Origin of the sequence: Bradyrhizobium sp. CCBAU 051011, assembly GCF_009930815.1 — a bacterium.
Classification (GTDB): Bacteria; Pseudomonadota; Alphaproteobacteria; order Rhizobiales; family Xanthobacteraceae; genus Bradyrhizobium.
Genome location: NZ_CP022222.1, coordinates 4,027,585 through 4,045,834, shown reverse-complemented (window position 1 = coordinate 4,045,834; position 18,250 = coordinate 4,027,585). Strand labels below are relative to the sequence as shown.

The window sequence follows — 18,250 nt, the reverse complement described above, 5'->3', positions numbered from 1 at the left end:
GGAGATAGACATGGCGAGTGCAGACGGTGTCGAGAAACTCGAGGATGCGATCGTCCGGTCGGCGGAGCAGGTCGCCGGCCAGATTCGCGCCGCGAAAGAGGCTATCTCCACCGTCATTTTCGGCCAGGACCGGGTGATCGAAAACACCCTGGTGACGATCCTGTCCGGCGGCCACGCCCTTCTGATCGGTGTTCCCGGCCTCGCCAAGACCAAGCTGGTCGAAACCCTGGGCATCACGCTCGGGCTGGACGCCAAGCGCATCCAGTTCACGCCGGACCTGATGCCGTCGGACATTCTCGGCGCCGAGGTGCTGGATGAGAGCCAATCCGGCAAGCGGTCGTTCCGTTTCATCTCGGGACCGGTGTTTGCGCAACTCCTGATGGCAGACGAAATCAACCGCGCCAGCCCGCGTACGCAATCCGCGCTGCTGCAAGCCATGCAGGAACAGCACATCACCGTTGCAGGCGCCCGGCACGATCTTCCAAAACCGTTCCACGTGCTCGCCACGCAAAACCCGCTGGAGCAGGAGGGCACCTATCCGCTGCCCGAGGCGCAGCTCGACCGCTTCCTGATGGAGATCGATGTCGATTATCCCGACCGTGACGCCGAGCGCCGCATCCTGTTCGAAACCACCGGCGCGGAAGAGACGCTCGCCAAGGCCGCGATGGACGCCGAAATCCTGATCGCGGCACAGCGGCTGGTACGGCGCCTGCCGGTCGGCGACAGCGTGGTCGAGGCGATCCTGTCGCTGGTGCGCGCCGCGCGTCCCAATCCGGAAGACGGCAGCGACAAGCTGATCGCCTGGGGACCCGGCCCGCGCGCCAGCCAGTCGCTGATGCTGGCGGTCCGCGCCCGCGCGCTGCTCGATGGCCGCCTCGCGCCCTCGATCGACGACGTGCTCGATCTCGCCGAACCCATTCTCAAGCACCGCATGGCGCTGACCTTCTCGGCGCGCGCGGAAGGCCGCACCATTCCCGACGTAATCAGACAATTGAAGACGCGGATCGGTTGATGGCCGCAGAGACCAGTCACGAGACCAGGGAGCTTCTAGCAATCCGACGTGCCGATGGCGAAAGCCGAACGCTCGCCGCTTCGCTCCCCCGTCTCGTGCTCGAAGCCCGCCGCATCGCCGCCAACGTCATCCATGGCCTTCATGGCCGGCGTCGCGCCGGCGCCGGCGAAAGCTTCTGGCAGTATCGCCGCTTCGTCTCCGGCGAGCCGTCGCAGAACGTCGACTGGCGCCGCTCGGCGCGCGACGATCATCTCTATGTCCGCGAGCAGGAATGGGAGGCAGCGCATACGGTGTGGGTGTGGCCCGACCGTTCGCCGTCGATGGCGTTCGCTTCCAAGGGCGCACGCGACTCCAAGCTGGAGCGCGGCCTGATCGTGACATTTGCGCTCGCCGAACTCTTGGTCTCGGGCGGCGAGCGCGTCGGCATTCCCGGCCTGATGAACCCGACCGCGAGCCGCAACGTGATCGACAAGATGGCGCAGGCGATGCTGCACGACGATACGGCGCGCGCCAGCCTGCCGCCGTCCTTTGTCCCGTCGGCGCTGGCCGAAATTGTCGTGCTGTCCGACTTCTGGTCGCCGATGAGCGAAATCAGGACGATGCTCGCAGGGCTTTCGGCTTCCGGCGCGCATGGCACGCTGATCCAGGTCGTCGATCCCGCAGAGGAAACCTTTCCCTACGCCGGCCGGGTCGAATTCGTCGAGCCGGAAGGTTTTGGCGTCATCACCGCCGGCCGCGCCGAGAGCTGGGCCAGCGACTATGTTGCGCGCGTCGCCCTGCATCGCGACGAGATCCGAAGCGAGACCAACAAGCTCGACTGGCTGTTCTCGACCCACACCACCAGCCGTTCCGCCGCCGAACTCCTGCTGTTCCTGCATTCGGGCATGATGGTAGCCAAGGGCAGCGCGCGCGGCTCAACCGTCAAGGCGGGGCGTAGCGCATGATCGCAGGGCTTCCCTTAACCTTTGCGCAACCGCTGCTGCTGCTGGGCCTGTTGAGCCTGCCGGTATTGTGGTGGCTGTTGCGCGTGATGCCGCCGCGGCCGCGGCGGATCGAATTTCCGCCGACGCGGCTGTTGTTCGACATCAAGCCGAAGGAAGAAACCCCGTCGCGGACGCCTTGGTGGCTGACCTTGCTGCGCCTCGCCGCCGCCGCGCTGGTCATTCTAGCTGCCGCAGGCCCGATCTGGAATCCGCAGACCGGCGTCGGCGGCAGCAACGCGCCATTGGTGATCCTGCTCGACGACGGCTGGAGCGCGGCGGCAAGCTGGGACACGCGGGTCAAGGCCGCTGACGAGCTGATCGCCAACGCCGACAACGATCGTCGCGGCGTTGCGCTGGTTCCGCTCTCCGAGCCGGCGCGCGACATCACGCTGATGCCAGCCGGCACCGCGCGCGTCGCACTGCGTCAGATTTCGCCAAAACCCTATTCGGTCGACCGCGTCGACACGCTCGGCGCGCTCGACCGCTTCCTGAAGGCGACCGGCGATGCCGAGATCGCGTGGCTGTCCGACGGCGTCGACACCGGACGCGGCGCCGAATTCGTCGAAAATCTCGCCAAGACCCTTGGGGACCGCAAGCTGACGGTGTTCGAAGGCGGCGCGGCGCCGACGCAGGCATTGGTCGCCGCCGAAAACGCCGCGGCGAAGATGACGGTCAAGGTGCTGCGCACCACCGGCGGCGTCGCAGCCGGCGTGGTTCGCGCAATCGATGCCAAGGGCTCGCCGATCGGCGAGGCGCGCTACGCTTTCGGCATGCAGGATCGCGAGAGCGAAGCCGCGTTCGACCTGCCGGTCGAACTGCGCAACGACATTTCGCGGCTGGAAATATCCGGCGAGCGATCGGCCGGCGCCGTGCAACTGCTCGACAAGAGATGGCGGCGGCGCGCTGTCGGTGTCGTCACCGGCGCGACCAGCGATACCGCCCAGCCGCTATTGGCATCGACCTTCTATCTGACGCGCGCGCTATCGCCGTTTGCCGACGTGCGGCTCGGCGACCGCGGCGCGGCGCAGCAGGTGATCGCGCAGTTCCTCGATCAGCGGCTGCCGATGATCGTGCTCGCCGATGTCGGCACGCTGTCGCCGGAAATCCGGGAACGGCTGAATGCATGGATCGATCAGGGCGGCGTGCTGGTGCGTTTCGCAGGTCCCCGCCTGGCGCAGGCCGATGACGATCTGGTGCCGGTGAAACTGCGTCGCGGCGGCCGCATCCTTGGCGGCAGCCTCACCTGGGAGAAGCCGCAGCATCTGGCGTCCTTCGCCGCCGACGGTCCGTTCTCAGGCCTCGCTGTCCCCAAGGACATCACCGTGAACCGGCAGGTTCTGGCCGAGCCGGATGCGGTGCTCGCTACCAAGACCTGGGCGTCGCTGGAAGACGGCACGCCGCTGGTAACCGGCGAGCATCGCGGCAGGGGCATTGTCAGCCTGTTCCATGTTGGCGCCGACTCGCGCTGGTCGGACCTGCCGATGTCCGGCAGCTTCGTCGAGATGCTGCGGCGGCTGGTCGACATGTCCGGCTATACATCGAAGCCCGGTGCGGGCGTTGCGAGCGAGGCGACCAATGTCGAGACGGTGGCGCCGCTGCGCACCCTCGACGGTTTCGGCGCCTTCGGGCCGCCGCCCTCGACGGCGAAACCGATGCCGGCGGATTATCGCGACCGCGCCACGGCCGAGCATCCGCCGGGCTTCTACGGTCCGGCCGACGGCCCGATCGCGGTCAACACGCTGGCCGCGGCCGATCGCATCGCGCCGCTCGATACAGCTTCCTTGCGCGCGCAGCGCGCCAGCTACACCAACGCCGAACCGCGCGATCTGCGCGGCATTCTGTTGTCGTCGTCGCTGGTGCTGTTCCTGATCGACGCGGTCGTGGTCGCGATGCTCGGCGCAGGCCTTGCCGCGCTGTGGCGACGGCGCACGGCGGCTGCCACGGTTCTGCTGGCTGCGATCCTGGCCGCAGCCCCGATCGCGCCGTCGCCGACGCGCGCCCAGGGTAACGATGACTTCGCCATCAAGTCGGTGTCGCAGACGCGCCTTGCCTATGTCGTCACCGGAAATGCTGACGTCGATTCCATCGTCAAGGCCGGCATGGCCGGGCTGACGCTGTTCCTGGCGCAGCGCACGGCGCTGGAGGCCGGCGATCCCGTCGGCGTCGATCCCGCGCGCGATGAACTTGCGTTCTTTCCGCTGATCTACTGGCCGGTGGTGCCGGGCGCGCCGAAGCCGCCGCAGGACGCCATCAACCGCATCGACGCCTACATGAAACAGGGCGGCACGGTGCTGTTCGACACCCGCGATGCCGTCGAGGCGCCACCCGGCGAAAACGGCGCATCGCAGACACCGGGCATGCGCACCTTGCGCGAAATTCTCTCCTCCCTCGACGTGCCTGAGCTCGAGCCGGTGCCGCGCGAGCACGTGCTGACCAAGACGTTTTACCTGCTGCGCGACTTTCCCGGCCGCTTCACGTCGGGCCAGACCTGGGTCGAGACCCTGCCGCGCGAGGATGACGACGACGCGGCCTCGCGCCCGGCGCGCGGCGGCGATGGCGTGTCGCCCATCATCATCACCTCGAACGATCTCGCCGGCGCCTGGGCACATCGCCCCGACGGGCAGGCCATGCTGCCGCTGACGCCGAACGAGCCGCGGCAGCGCGAATTCGCATTCCGCTCCGGCGTCAACATCGTGATGTACACGCTGACCGGCAACTACAAGGCCGATCAGGTCCATGCACCCGCCCTGATCGAACGGCTGGGGCAATAGAGCATGCAGTACGGTATCGCGTTCACTCCTCTCGTTCCGACCATCGTGCTCTGGGTCGCGCTGGCTGCGATCGTCGCGATCGCGGTGCTGTTGCTGCTCGGACGTTCGCGCGGCGCTGCGGTGCGCGTCGCCGCGCTGGCGCTGATCCTGCTGGCGCTCGCCAATCCCTCTTTCACCCGCGAGGACCGCGAGCCGTTATCCTCGGTCGCCGCCGTCGTGATCGACAAGAGCCCGAGCCAGAATTTCGGCACGCGCAACCAGGAGACGGCCAAGGCGCAGGAGGCGCTGGTCGATACGCTGAAGAAGATCAAGGGGCTGGAAGTGCGCGTCGTCGAGGCCGGACAGGCCGATGGCGAAACCGACGGCACCAAACTGTTCGGCGCACTGTCCTCGGCGCTGTCGGACGTTCCCGTCGACCGCGTCGCCGGGGCGTTCCTGATCACGGATGGCCGGGTGCACGACATTCCGGCCAACGCTGCCGGCATTGGTTTCCAGGCGCCGGTGCATGCGCTGATCACCGGACGCAAAGACGAGCGCGATCGTCGCGTTGCGATTTCGGCCGCGCCCCGCTTCGGCATCGTCGGCAAGCCGCAGACCATCACCTACCGGCTCGACGACCAGGGCGTCACCGCCGAGCGCGCCAGGATCACCGTGCGCCGCGACGGCGAGGTCATCAATGAGCGCACGCTCTCGAGCGGCCAGACGGCCAATGTCGAAGTCGACATCAAGCATGCCGGGGCGAACATCGTCGAGATCGAGGCTTCGCCGCTCGATAACGAGCTGACGCTGGTGAACAATCGCGCCGTGGTTGCGATCGAAGGCGTGCGCGACAAGCTGCGCGTGCTGCTGGTTTCCGGCGAGCCGCATTCCGGCGAACGGACCTGGCGCAATCTGCTGAAGTCCGACGCCAGCATCGACCTCGTGCACTTTACGATTTTGCGCCCCCCGGAGAAGCAGGACGGCACGCCGATCAACGAATTGTCGCTGATCGCGTTTCCGACGCGGGAATTGTTCCAGCAGAGGATCAACGACTTCCATCTGATCATCTTCGACCGTTACGCCCGCCAGGGCGTGCTGCCGATCGCCTATTTCGACAACATCGCGCGCTATGTCCGCGCCGGCGGCGCGGTACTGGTGTCGGCCGGGCCGGATTATGCTTCCACGACCAGCATCTGGCGCACGCCGCTCGACACGGTACTGCCGGCCGAGCCCGTCGGCGTCAGCGAGAAGCCGTTCTACGCGCATCTGAGCGATGCCGGTAAGCGCCATCCAGTGACGCGCGGCCTCGAAGGCTCCGCCAGCGAGCCGCCGCGTTGGAGCCGCTTCTTCCGCACGGTGGAAACGCGCAACGCGATCGGCTCGCCTGTCATGACCGGCGCCGACGGCAAGCCGCTGCTGCTGCTGTCGCGCTTCGGCGAAGGCCGCGTTGCGCTGCTGCTGACGGACCACATCTGGCTGTGGGCGCGCGGCTATGAAGGTGGCGGACCACATCTCGATCTGTTGCGGCGGACCTCGCACTGGCTGATGAAGCAGCCTGATCTGGACGAGGAAGCGCTGCGCCTGCAGATCCAGGGCAAGGACCTCGTGGTGCTGCGCCAGACCATGGCCGACAATGTGCCGCCGGTGACGGTGACCTCGCCGAGCGGGGCCACGAAGGAACTCACGCTGACGGCCAGCGAGCCCGGCACCTGGCGCTCCACCCTTCCGGCCAACGAGCTTGGCCTGTGGCAGGCCACCGACGGCGCGCTGAAAGCGCTGATCAATGTCGGGCCCACCAACCCGAAGGAATTTTCGGAAGTCACCTCCACCACGGAAATGCTCAAACCGCTGACGCAGGCCACCGGCGGCGACGCGCGCCGCGTGTCCGATGGCGGGAGCGTCGATCTCCCCCGCGTCGTACCGGTCCGGGCTTCCGGCATCTTCCACGGCGACGGCTGGATGGGCGTGAAGATGCGCGACGCCAGCGTCGTGAAGGGCGTCGGTGTGCTGCCGATGTTCGCGGGCCTGGTCGGGCTGTTGCTGCTGCTCGGTGCGTTCGCGGCGACCTGGGTGCGCGAGGGGCGGTAGGCGCGGCGCCGCAGATCGCTCTATGCAGCCTCGTCCGCGCGTCGCCATTTCGCGAATGGATCGACGAGCCTGGACCATTCCGCGATTCGCATTCCCGGTTTTCCCGAAACAAGGCACGCATCAAGCCGTGCCGTTATCGCGTCCTGATCCATATTCGTGCCGATGAAAACGATCTCCTGCCGGCGATCGCCGTACATCTCGCTCCAGTTCTTCTTGAGCGATTGTCGCCAGAACGGATCGTCCGGCCAGCGATCTGCCGGCACATTCGCCCACCAAAATCCCAGCCCTTCGGTTCGGACGATCGCGCCGGCCTGACTCAGTTCGCCGAGCCATTGCGGACGAGTTGCGATCCAGAAATGTCCCTTGGCGCGGATGACGCCCGGCCAGCTTTCATTCAGGAATTGATGAAATTTCGCGGGATCGAACGGCCGGCGCGCGCGATAGACGAAATTCTTGACGCCATATTCTTCGGATTCGGACTTATGGTCTGCAAAACCATAAAGCTCCTTGAACCACAGTGGGTGTTGCTGCGCGCGTTCGAAGTCGAAGCGACCGGTATTGAGAATGCGCTCCAGCGGCGCATTGGAGAAGTTGGTCTCGATGATATCGGCCTCGGGATTCAGAGACCGGATAATCATTCGGGCGGCGTCGCGTTCTCCCTGCGAAGCAGAATCGACCTTGTTGAGCACGATCACATTGGCAAATTCGATCTGCTCGACCAGCAGATCCACCAGTGTGCGTCTGTCGCCTTCGAGCCACTCGCCGCGATCCTTCAGGAAAACGGTAGACGAATAGTTTTTCAGCAGGTTGACGGCATCAACGACCGTGACCATCGTATCGAGCCTGGACACGTCGGACAGGCTTTCACCCTCTTCCGAGCGGAAGTCGAAGGTCGCAGCCACCGGCAGCGGCTCGGAAATGCCGGTCGACTCGATCAGCAGGTAATCGAACCGCTCACTTTCGGCCAATGCGCGAACTTCCTTGAGCAGATCATCGCGCAACGTGCAGCAGATGCAGCCGTTGGTCATCTCGACCAGCTTTTCGTCCGTCCTAGAGAGGTTCGCACCGCCATCTCGCACCAGGTCGGCATCGATGTTGACCTCGCTCATGTCGTTCACAATCACCGCCACCTTCAGGCCTTGGCGATTGTTGAGCACGTGATTGAGCAAAGTTGTCTTTCCAGCCCCGAGGAAGCCGGACAAGACGGTGACGGGGAGTTTGCGCATGGAGATCAAAAAGCCTCTTCACCTTGCGGGGCCCTAACCGGGAGAGACGACGCATCGGGGCCAATCATGTTATGTTATAACATAACATATCTCTTCGAGACAGTTGTCAACCGATGTCCACACCACTCGCGAGGCGGGAATGCAGATGTTGCGCGAATCCCACACCCGTCTGAATTGTCGGGCTATCAGACGGACAAGCGGGAATGACGATTGACACTCCACCGCCTTTGCCGATGTTATAATGTAACATCGGCTGCCACGATGCTTTAGGCTACCGAGGGACAAGGCGTAAGGCGTCGTGAACTGGTTCCGGAAACACCTCAAGCACGGCTCGCGGTTGGTGCTGTTGGCGCTCGCGATCCAGTTTGCGCTGTCGTTTGGGCATTTTCACGGGACTGCCGCCGCGCAGACGGCGCCGGGCGTTCAGAGCGGGGTCGCCGACGCCGATCTTGCGATCGCCGCAACTCTCGCCGCACAAGTTGCGCATTCCGAGCCCACGCAGCCGCAACAGCCTGCCGGCCATGACGACGACCAGCATACGGCCAATGTCTGCGCGGTTTGTGCCGTCCTCTCGCTGGCCAATAATTTCCTGTTCGCCGCGCCGCCGCTGCTGAAACTGCCGGAAGCGGTCGAACTACTGCACCTGACCACCGGCGCCGAGTTCGCGCATCTCGGCTCGCTTCATCCCGCGTTCCAGTCCCGCGCGCCTCCCGTCTCCTGAACTCGATTGATTGATGCACTTCCCGAGGGGATCGCCGCGCCGCGCGGCCGATCCGCCGAGGGAAAATCGGAATCGATCCGTCGCACATCGACGGGATCAGGATCGGGACAATGACATTCAAGAAGAAACGAGCGTTCCATTACGGTGGAGCAAGTTGGCTATTGCTGTGCGCGATGGCCGATGGGGCGATGGCCCAGGGCACGTCAGCCGCCTCGACGCAACTGCCTGAAATCACCGTGACGGCGCCAAGCCCGATTGTGCGGCGAAAGCCCGCGCCGTCACCGGCGCCGGCACGCGTCGTCCGTGCGGCGCCAGGCCAAAACCGGCAACCCGCGGCAGAGCCGCAGACCGCACCGGTTGCAGCCGCGCCCCAACAGGGCGTGCTGCCCGTCGTGACCGACCAGTTCGCAACGGTTACCGTGGTGCCCAACGAGGAGATCCGCCGGCAAGGCACCGCCCAGCTTGGCGATCTCCTGTTCTCGAAGCCCGGCATTACCGGCTCCACCTTCGCGCCCGGTGCCGCGAGCCGGCCGATCATCCGGGGCCTCGACGTCAATCGCGTCGGCATCCTCGAGAACGGCACCAACGCTGGCGGTGCGTCCGATCTCGGCGAAGACCATTTCGTGCCGGTCGATCCACTGGCGACAAACCAGGTTGAAGTCATCCGTGGTCCGGCGGCGCTGCGCTACGGATCGACATCGATCGGCGGCGTCGTCAGCGCAACCAACAATCGCATCCCGGACGCCCTGCCTTCATGCGCGGCCACACCGTTCCAGAGCTACGGACTGCCGGCGAAAGCGCCGCTCGCAAATGTGGGATCACCTTCCTGCGTCACGGTAGAAACCCGAACGGCCGTCAATTCCGTCGACCGCGGTGTCGATGGCGGCATCCTGATCGATGCCGGCGGTGGCAATTTCGCTGTTCATGCCGACGCCTATGGCCGCAAGGCCAGCGATTACAGCATTCCGAGCTATCCGTATTTGTTCGACCAGACACGCCCGGTCAACGGCCGGCAGCCCAATTCGGCGATGCAGGCGGCTGGTGCATCGATTGGCGGCTCCTACATCTTCCATGGCGGCTTTATCGGCGCGGCGATCACGCAGAACGACACGCTGTACCGCATTCCCGGAATTGAGCCCTCCGATCACCAGTCCCGGATCGACGCGCGCCAAACCAAATTCACGGCCAAGGGCGAATACCGGCCGGATGCGGCGGCGATCGACGCCATCAGGTTCTGGGCGGGCGCCACCGATTACAAGCACAACGAGATCGCGCTCGCCGATCCCGCCGACTTCTCGTCCCTTGGCGTGCGGCAGACCTTTACCAACAAGGAGCAGGAAGGGCGCGTCGAGGTCCAGATGACGCCGTTCAACGCGCGCTTTGCCGCTGTTACGACGGCATTCGGCCTTCAGGCCGGGCATCAGGAACTTACCGCGCCGAGTCCGGACGATCCGGGCAGCCCGCTTAACGGGTTGTTTGATCCTAACAAGAATAACAGGGTCGCCGGCTACGTCTTCAACGAGTTGAAGTTCACTGATTCAACCAAGGCGCAGATCGCGGGCCGTATTGAGCATGTCAGTCTCAGCGGAACGACGCCGGCATTCATTCCGGAGCTGTTCGACCTCAATGCCAATCCCGGCGATATAGGCCCGCCTACGGCGCGCAATCCAAGCTTCACGCCGAAGAGCGCGAGCATCGGCTTGATCCAGGATCTTCCAGGTCAACTGGTCGCCAGCATCACCGCTCAATACGTCGAACGCGCGCCCAAGCCGGCGGAATTGTTTTCGCGCGGACCGCACGAAGCAACTATCACCTTCGATATCGGCAATCCCAATCTCGGCATCGAAACCGCCAAATCGATCGAGATCGGACTACGACGCGCCACCGGCCCCTTCCGATTCGAAGCAACTGCGTACTACACCAAGTTCAATGGCTTCATTTACCGTCGCCTCACGGGCAACACCTGCGAAGATGTCGCCTGTGTCGGCCCCGCCGATCCGGCTTTTCCCCTTGAGCTGAACCAGGCGGTCTATTCGCAGCGTGACGCCACCTTCCGTGGCGGCGAATTCCAAAGCCAGTTGGATGTCGGGCCGCTCTATGGCGGCATCTGGGGCGTCGAGAACCAGTTCGATGTCGTGCGCGCGACCTTTGACGATGGCACCAATGTTCCGCGAATTCCGCCGGTGCGAGTCGGCGGCGGGCTGTTCTGGCGCGATGCCAACTGGCTGACACGGATCAACCTGCTGCACGCCTTCGCCCAGAACGACATCGCCCCGATCGGCGAGACGCCAACCGCAGGCTACAACCTGTTGAAGGCGGAGGTCAGCTACAAGACGAAGCTCGATCCTTCCTGGTTCGGCGCACGCGAGATGATGGTCGGCCTCGTTGGCAACAACCTGCTGAACGAGAACATCCGCAATTCGACGTCCTTCAACAAGGACCAGGTTCTCCTGCCGGGCATCGGCGTGCGGGCGTTTGCCAACCTCAAGTTTTGAAGTCCGCGAGTGCAGCGGTCCGCGGGGTGGCGTTAGCTGGTGGTACCAGCTAACGTCCAAATGGGAATGACGGGAGATACCAGGCGCAATCTCCCGTCAGACGTCCCTTGCCCCCGGAAGCGAGTGCACAAGGAATAGATGACTTCGTCCATCAATGTTCACGTCTACAGCGACGCGCTCGTTCTGCTCGGCACCGCGGGCGTCGTCATTCCCTTGGTGCGGCGGTTCGGCTTCAACCCTGTTCTCGGCTATCTAGGAGCCGGCGCGATCCTGGGACCTCTTGGGCTGGGATCGTTCATCGACAGGTTTCCGTTTCTCTACTGGTTTACCGTCGTCGACCCGGCAAATGTCTCGGGCTTTGCGAACCTCGGCGTAGTGTTCCTGCTCTTCCTCATCGGCATGGAGTTGTCCTACGACCGATTGAAGGCGATGCACCGCCTGATTTTCGGGTTGGGCAGCCTGCAGATCATCCTCTCGACGGTAGTGATCAGCCTCGTCGCCGCGCTGGCGGGCAGCAAGGCTCCGGTAGCGCTCATCCTCGGTGCGTGTCTCGCTTTGTCCTCGACCGCCATTGTCATCGAGATTCTTTCCAGGCAGAAACGGCTCAATACGAGCGCGGGACGGGCAAGCTTCGCGGTCCTCCTGGCGCAGGACCTGGCAGTCGCTCCCCTTCTGCTCTTCATCTCGATCTTCGGCGCGGGAGACTCCGGATCGATCGTCGCGTCACTATTGCTCGCGCTCACGAATGCCGCCCTCGCGCTCGGCGTGATCGTCGTCGTTGGCCGTGTGGTGATGCGTCCCCTGTTCCGTCTTGTGGCGTCGGTCGGCATGAGCGACCTGTTCGTCGCCACGACGCTGTTCGTGATCGTCGCGACCGGGGTAGCCGCCGCCGTGGCGGGCTTCTCCATGGCGCTTGGCGCCTTTGTCGCAGGCCTGTTGCTGGCCGAGACGGAATTCCGCAAGGCGATCGAGACTGCGATCGATCCCTTCAAGGGCCTCCTGCTCGGCCTGTTCTTCTTCACGGTCGGCATGAACATCGATTTTGCTCAGATTGCGCGCGATCCGGTCTGGCTGATTGCAGGTGCGGCCGGGCTGATTTTCGTAAAGTCCACCATCCTCGTCTTCCTGGCCCGGATGTTTCGCCTCTCCTGGCCTGCGTCGGTCGAGGTCGGGCTGCTGCTTGGTCCCGGCGGCGAGTTCGCTTTCGTCGCCATTGGGATGGCGACGACCCTTAGCCTGATTGACGCCAACGTATCGAGCTTCGCTGTCGCGCTGACCACGCTGACCATGATGCTCACCCCGGCACTGTCTCATGTCGCGCGGCGGCTGGCGCCGATGGTGCGCCAGGAAAAACCGCTTGATCCTGAGCTCACCGTCGCACCGAGCGGCGGCAGTGGCCACGCCATTGTCGTCGGACACGGCCGGGTTGGACAAGTCGTCTGTACGATGCTCGATCGCCATCAATTTAAATACACTGCCGTCGACAACGATGCCGCAGCCGTTCCGGAGCAGCGCAGGCAGGGCCGTACCGTCTTCTACGGTGACGCGACAAACCCGGAGTTCCTGAAGAGCTGCGGCCTCATGGAGGCTGCCGCGGTCATCGTCACGATCAACGAACCCAAAGGCATTGACGAAATTGTCGCGCAGGTCCGCGGGCTACGGAAAGACGTACTGATCGTTTCCCGCGCCCGCGACGCCGACCACGCGCGACATCTTTACGGAATTGGGGTGACCGACGCCGTGCCGGAAACCATCGAGGCAAGCCTGCTGTTATCAGAGGCAGCCCTGATCGGCATGGGAGTGGCGATGGGCCTGGTGGTTGCTTCCATCCACGAGAAGCGCGAGGAGTTTCGGCACAAACTGCAACAGGCAGCCGGAAGCGCGGGGTCCGCGTCGAAGCCGGTGGCCGGCACCAAAAGGCGGCGACTTTTTCGATAGCGACGAGGCCGCGGAACCACGCCTTCGCGCCGGCGGCGCTACCGCGCCTTGCTCCAGTCGGGGCGGATTTCGCCGGAGACGCCATCGAAGGCCCCCTCGACGAGCTCGGCCACCAGGAGGCGGCTGTAGTCGACGGGCCCCGGCATGGTCGCCCGTCCCTTCGGTATGACCTTGAAGCCGACGCGGCTGTAATAGGGCTCGTCGCCGACCAGAACGACCAGACGATGGCCCTTGGCCTTGGCGTCCTGTAGCGAGCGGTCGAGCAGCATGCGGCCAACGCCGCGCTTCCGGAACGGCGGCTCGACCGTCAGCGGCCCGAGCATCAGGGCCGGCGTGTCGCCGATGCAGATCGGCAACTGGCGCACCGAGCCGACCAGCAACGTGCCGATCCGCGCCGTGAATGAGAGGTCCAGCACGTGATCGACATGCTCCCGCAGGCGGTAGGCGCTCAGCACGAAACGGCCGGGTCCGAACGTGCGCTCGTGCAGGCGTTCGATCGCCTGCGCGTCTTTTGGTGTTTCGGCCAGGATGGTAACGTCAAGTTCGCTCATGATGGGCGCGGGATAGCATCTGGCGGCGGCGCGGTCCATCGCTGGAAGCCGCAATCCCCGTATTGCCTCAATCCTTGCCGATCGATGGCTGGGACAAATAAGCCAAAAGCTTCATCTCGCGGCGGCCGCGCGTCACTGTGTCCAGCACCAGCCCCGACGACACCGACAGCACCGCCACGATCATCAGCCCCATCGACAGCACCGCGGTCGGCAGCCGGGGCACGATGCCCTCTTCGAGAAAGGTGATGATGATGGGAATCGCGAGGCCGATCGAGACCAGCATCAGGAAGACGCCGATCAGCGTGAAGAACCGCAGCGGCTTTTCCGACCGATAGAGCTTCAGGATGGTGCCGAGAATCCGAAAACCGTCGCGCCAGGTGTTGAGCTTGCTGAACGATCCCTCGGGACGGGCATAGTACGGCGTCTCGACCTCCATCACCGGCAGCGCCAGTTCGAGCGCGTGCACGCTGAGTTCGGTTTCGATCTCGAAACCGTCCGATAGTACCGGAAAGGATTTGACGAAGCGGCGCGAGAACACGCGGTAGCCGGACAGGATGTCCTTGAACGCCTGTCCGAACACTACGGACAGGAAGCTCGTCAGCATCCAGTTGCCGGTACGGTGGCCGGGCCGGTAGGCGGCAACCGATTGATCGACGCGAAAGCCCACCACCATATCGAGACGTTCGTTGATCAGCTTATCGACCATATGCGGCGCGCTCGGCGCATCGTAGGTCGCGTCGCCATCGACCAGCACATAGACGTCGGCATCGATGTCGGCGAACATGCGCCGCACCACATGTCCCTTGCCCTGGCGGCGCTCGCTGCGCACGATCGCGTCCGCTGCGCGCGCCACCTCAATGGTGCGGTCCCTGGAATTGTTATCGTAGACGAAAATCTGAGCGGTCGGCAGCGCCTTGCGGAAATCCGAGACGACGGTCGCAACCGCGGCCTCCTCATTGTAGCACGGCACCAGAACCGCAATCCGCAAGCCTGGCCCCGTCATTGCACGCTCGCCGAATTAAGTCCGTCCATGGCGCGTCATACCGCAATCAGGCGTTGGTCGGTTGAGGGAAGGCCGCACTGCCGGCGGCCCGTTCGCCGCGCAGGTCGAGCGTTGCGAACAGCAAAGTCCAGAGGGAAATCATCTCGATGGGAATAATATAATATGGCGTAAAAATCGGGTGGGTCATGAAGAAAATCAGGTTTACCGCAAGGTTTACGGCGACCAGGAGGGCAGCCTGTCGGGCGCGATCCCGATCGAAGCGCCAGAGCCAGGCGGTCCACGCGGCCGATATCGCCAGCAAGGTGAATTGAACGTCAACGAGATAGCTCAAGAGTACCGTCGGATTCAATTCGGGCGGCGTAACGTCGACGCTGCCATAGGTGGTCGAGAACGGACTGCCGGCGTTGATCGCGTTCGCGATCAAGGTCGGCGCCATCCCGATCAGGAAAGCGACACCGAATGAGGCTCCCTGCAGAAAAGTCTCCCTGCTGCGCGTCAGCAGGAACGCGCCGGCAAGATAGAGGCAATAGCCCATGGCGAGAAACAGGTTGGGCAGACGGAAATTGACGGAGAGACCGACCAACAGCCCCACCAGCGCAATCAGCAGCAGGCGGCGCCGCGGTCCTTCAACGAAATACCTCGCCGTCAGGAATCCCGCAGCCGCGCACAACATCATTGTCGGCGGCACCGAATAGCTCGGCTTGCTCGGGTTGATCATCAGATAGAGCGCGGCGAAGCCGAATATCGCCGCCAGCGCCAGCGAGGCCGGATCGCGCGCGCGAAACAATGCAAGCAGCGCGAAGGCAAGGATCGTCACGTTCGCCAGCACATAGAGCGGGATTACCTGAAACCCCTCGCGAAACAGCGCCAGTGCGAAGCCGGTGCCTGGCGGGTATTGCATCACGTATTTGTCCGCGGATGGAATGAAGGTGTGGCAGGGTATCCGTGCCACAACGTTCCATTCCGCATAGCCGATCGCCTTCAACTTGTTCTTGAGATAGTCGTCGTCGTCAAAAATGATGTTGGTATCGATGCCGCCGAGGCCATGTTTCTGGAACAGATGCGCCTGACGCAGATAGCAGACGTCGTCATAGACCCCGCGGCTTTCGCTCCAGCGCGACATCGTCCAGACATTGCTCGCGAGCATCGCGAGCAGGCCGATGCCGCAGAGAAGCCTGAAAATTTTTATCCTGCCCACGCCGAACCCCGTTTGTCAGCTTCTAGGCGCTGCAAGCGCGCGAAGCAACAACCGGCCCTGCATCAGCGCCAGGTCGCAATCCGGGTCGCGCCGTCGAGCACTTCGGCGATCCGGAGCCGCGTACCCCTGGTCGTTTCCGCCGGCAGCGCCCCTGCCGCATAGAACCCGCATTCAACGATCTCATGATTGGGCTCGGGCAAGCGATCCTGCCGGAACTGCCTGACGACATAGACTGCGACGTGGTCGCGGCGGGAGACGTGGCTGTTGAAGAACAGGCCATGCAGCGCCGGCTCTCCGGTCAACTCGATCCGCCCCTCTTCCACGAGCTCCCTTCGCAAGGCTTCGAGGAAGGTTTCGCCGACCTCGACCCCGCCGCCCGGCAGGTGCCAGCCGGCGACATAGCTGTGCCTGACCAGGAACACCTTGTCATCGCCGTCGAGCACGACGCCGCGGACCCCGAGCGTCATGCCGCGGGCCATCCGCCAATACAGATGAAATACGCGTCGCAATTGCGGCCCCAGGCGTTTTCGCAGGTACTGCAGCGCCGTCACGCAAACCTCGGATGGACAGCTATCACGTTTGATCCTTATATCGCCGACATGATCGTGCGACGGCTCTATATCACAGGGAACGCGGCGGAGCGCGAATGACCGATACCTTCACGCTGGCGCACCTGTCCGATCCGCATCTGCCGCCGCTGCCCGCGGCGCGGCTTCGCGATCTCGCGGGCAAGCGCGCGCTCGGTTATCTCAACTGGACCCGCAACCGCCACAAATATCACCGCCGCGAGGTGCTGGACGCGCTGGTCGCCGACATGCAGGCGCAGCGGCCGGACCACATTGCGGTGACCGGCGATCTCGTCAACCTGGCGCTGGAAGCAGAATTCACCCCGGCCCAGGCCTGGCTCGAGAGCATCGGCACGCCGCAACAGGTGACCGTCGTTCCCGGCAATCACGACGCCTATGTGCGGGCGACGCGGCATCACTTCACCGGCGCGTTCGAGCAATATCTGCGCGGCGATGCTGCGACGAGCGGTACCTCGTTTCCATTCCTGCGCCGGCGCGGCCCGCTGGCGCTGATCGGCGTCTCCTCGGCGGTGCCGACGCTGCCCTTGTTGGCGACCGGCCGGCTCGGCCGCGCGCAGCTCGATGCGCTCGACCGCGAGCTCGCGCAGTTGCCGCCGGACGAGGCATTCCGGGTGCTGCTGGTTCATCACTCCCTCTACTCCACGTCGCGGATGAAGCGGCTGACCGACTCGAAGGCGCTGCGCGCCGTGCTGAAGCGGCGCGGCGCCGAACTGGTCCTGCACGGCCATGACCATATCCACTCGACGATGTGGCTCGAAGGCGCCGGCCACCAGATCCCCGCGGTCGGCGTGCCGTCGGCGTCGGCGCTGGCGTACCGGCATTATCCTGCCGCGGCCTACAATCTGTTTTCGATCGCGCGCGAGGGCAAAAAATGGCGCTGCGTGCAGACCGTGCGCGCCGTCGACGCCGACTTCCGCGTCAAGCAGATCAAGCAGGCGACGCTGCTCTAGGTTCTTCAGAGGCGAATTTCTCAATCCCCGCCGCCACCGCAGCCGCCGCCCCCGTCGCCACCACCGCCTCCATCACCGCCTGAGTCGCTGCCTGCGTCGCCAAACCCGTCCGTACTGCCATCGACCGAGCCATCGGCGAAATCGCCGCCGCAATGCGCGGCGCCGCTGCCGTTCTTGCGCAACTCGTCGCAATCGGGGTGATAGACGAAGCCGTTTGCGATGTTGAGCTTGCTGTCGAGCGCAAACAACAGCGGCAGGCGCGTCGGCCTCACCGGATCGATGTTCTCGTATTTGCAGCAATACCACCAGACGCGGCGCAGGCCTTCATTGCTCTTGCGATGCTCGCTGAGGACGACGGCGGGCGTGTGGTGGAGGAAGCCGCCAAAGGCGCGGCGGCAGAACGCGTCGTAGTCGCGCGTGTACAGGATGAATTCGTGCCAGAGATCGTCGGCGACTTGCGAGGGCATCGAGACGTAGCGCTTGCCGCTCATGAGATAGGCGAGGAAAAACTGCCGCAGTCCGCGCGAGACCAGCGCGCTGTCCTTGCGCTGAAAGCCGTGGTGATGCTTCTCCAGCCGCTCGAGCAGCCCGCGCGGCCAGCGGAAGGTGCGGATGAATTCGGCACGGCGCAGCGTGCGCCACTTGCCGTAGATATAGGAGGTTCCGAACAGCGCGCCGACAAGCAGCACGACCAACGGTACCGACGAAACTGCCACGATGCCCCCGAATGCCCGAGCCGTCGGTTCAA

Annotated in this window: 14 protein-coding genes; 8 read left to right on the top strand and 6 right to left on the bottom strand. The window is 64.3% G+C overall.

Annotated features, from left to right (window positions below):
- Nucleotides 1–10 precede the first annotated feature (10 nt).
- The 4 genes from ACH79_RS19060 to ACH79_RS19045 are packed head-to-tail and all read left to right on the top strand — an operon-like array spanning nt 11 to nt 6,833.
- Nucleotides 11–1,012 carry a MoxR family ATPase gene (locus ACH79_RS19060; RefSeq protein ID WP_161852367.1) on the top strand — a complete coding sequence of 334 codons (1,002 nt, stop codon included), beginning with the start codon at nt 11–13 and terminating at the stop codon, nt 1,010–1,012.
- Nucleotides 1,012–1,956 carry a DUF58 domain-containing protein gene (locus ACH79_RS19055; RefSeq protein WP_161852366.1) on the top strand — a complete coding sequence of 315 codons (945 nt, stop codon included), beginning with the start codon at nt 1,012–1,014 and terminating at the stop codon, nt 1,954–1,956. The genes ACH79_RS19060 and ACH79_RS19055 overlap by 1 nt, the downstream gene beginning before the upstream one ends.
- Nucleotides 1,956–4,766 carry a DUF4159 domain-containing protein gene (locus tag ACH79_RS19050; protein ID WP_161856444.1) on the top strand — a complete coding sequence of 937 codons (2,811 nt, stop codon included), beginning with the start codon at nt 1,956–1,958 and terminating at the stop codon, nt 4,764–4,766. Before ACH79_RS19055 ends, ACH79_RS19050 begins: the two co-directional genes overlap by 1 nt.
- Before the next feature lie 3 nt (nt 4,767–4,769).
- Entirely contained in the window at nt 4,770–6,833 is a 2,064-nt protein-coding gene (locus tag ACH79_RS19045) for a hypothetical protein (RefSeq protein ID WP_161852365.1), read from the top strand.
- Nucleotides 6,834–6,853: 20 nt separating this feature from the next.
- Here the strand turns inward: ACH79_RS19045 and zigA are convergent, their stop codons facing one another.
- Nucleotides 6,854–8,059: a zinc metallochaperone GTPase ZigA gene (gene zigA / locus ACH79_RS19040; protein ID WP_161852364.1), complete on the bottom strand. Its 1,206-nt coding sequence runs from the start codon at nt 8,057–8,059 to the stop codon at nt 6,854–6,856.
- 298 nt (nt 8,060–8,357) lie between these two features.
- Between zigA and ACH79_RS19035 the strand changes: the two genes are divergently transcribed.
- The 3 genes from ACH79_RS19035 (at nt 8,358) to ACH79_RS19025 (ending at nt 13,213) form a co-directional block, all read left to right on the top strand.
- A complete protein-coding gene (locus ACH79_RS19035; RefSeq protein WP_161852363.1) occupies nt 8,358–8,780 on the top strand; it encodes a DUF2946 family protein in 423 nt (140 codons plus the stop codon).
- A gap of 110 nt (nt 8,781–8,890) precedes the next feature.
- On the top strand, nt 8,891–11,275 hold the full coding sequence (locus ACH79_RS19030) for a TonB-dependent receptor (protein ID WP_161852362.1): 2,385 nt from the start codon (nt 8,891–8,893) through the stop codon (nt 11,273–11,275).
- Nucleotides 11,276–11,413: 138 nt separating this feature from the next.
- Nucleotides 11,414–13,213 (top strand): cation:proton antiporter, encoded by a 1,800-nt coding sequence (locus tag ACH79_RS19025; RefSeq protein WP_161852361.1) that lies wholly within the window; start codon nt 11,414–11,416, stop codon nt 13,211–13,213.
- Between the two features lie 38 nt (nt 13,214–13,251).
- Here ACH79_RS19025 and ACH79_RS19020 read toward each other — a convergent pair whose 3' ends face one another.
- The 4 genes from ACH79_RS19020 to ACH79_RS19005 form a co-directional block, all read right to left on the bottom strand.
- Entirely contained in the window at nt 13,252–13,764 is a 513-nt protein-coding gene (locus ACH79_RS19020; protein WP_161852360.1) for a GNAT family N-acetyltransferase, read from the bottom strand.
- A 67-nt stretch (nt 13,765–13,831) separates the two neighbouring features.
- Nucleotides 13,832–14,767, bottom strand: coding sequence for a glycosyltransferase family 2 protein (locus ACH79_RS19015; protein WP_161852359.1), 936 nt, complete (start codon nt 14,765–14,767; stop codon nt 13,832–13,834).
- A 46-nt stretch (nt 14,768–14,813) separates the two neighbouring features.
- Nucleotides 14,814–15,965 (bottom strand): hypothetical protein, encoded by a 1,152-nt coding sequence (locus ACH79_RS19010; RefSeq protein WP_246738596.1) that lies wholly within the window; start codon nt 15,963–15,965, stop codon nt 14,814–14,816.
- A 62-nt stretch (nt 15,966–16,027) separates the two neighbouring features.
- Nucleotides 16,028–16,516, bottom strand: a complete 489-nt coding sequence (locus tag ACH79_RS19005; RefSeq protein WP_161852358.1) for an NUDIX domain-containing protein — start codon at nt 16,514–16,516, stop codon at nt 16,028–16,030.
- A gap of 95 nt (nt 16,517–16,611) precedes the next feature.
- On the opposite strand from ACH79_RS19005, the gene ACH79_RS19000 reads away from it, so the two are divergent.
- Nucleotides 16,612–17,502 (top strand): metallophosphoesterase, encoded by an 891-nt coding sequence (locus tag ACH79_RS19000; RefSeq protein WP_161852357.1) that lies wholly within the window; start codon nt 16,612–16,614, stop codon nt 17,500–17,502.
- A gap of 20 nt (nt 17,503–17,522) precedes the next feature.
- Here the strand turns inward: ACH79_RS19000 and ACH79_RS18995 are convergent, their stop codons facing one another.
- The gene (locus ACH79_RS18995) at nt 17,523–18,218 is read right to left on the bottom strand and encodes a hypothetical protein (protein WP_161852356.1); all 696 of its coding nucleotides are present in this window, start codon (nt 18,216–18,218) and stop codon (nt 17,523–17,525) included.
- Nucleotides 18,219–18,250: the final 32 nt, after the last annotated feature.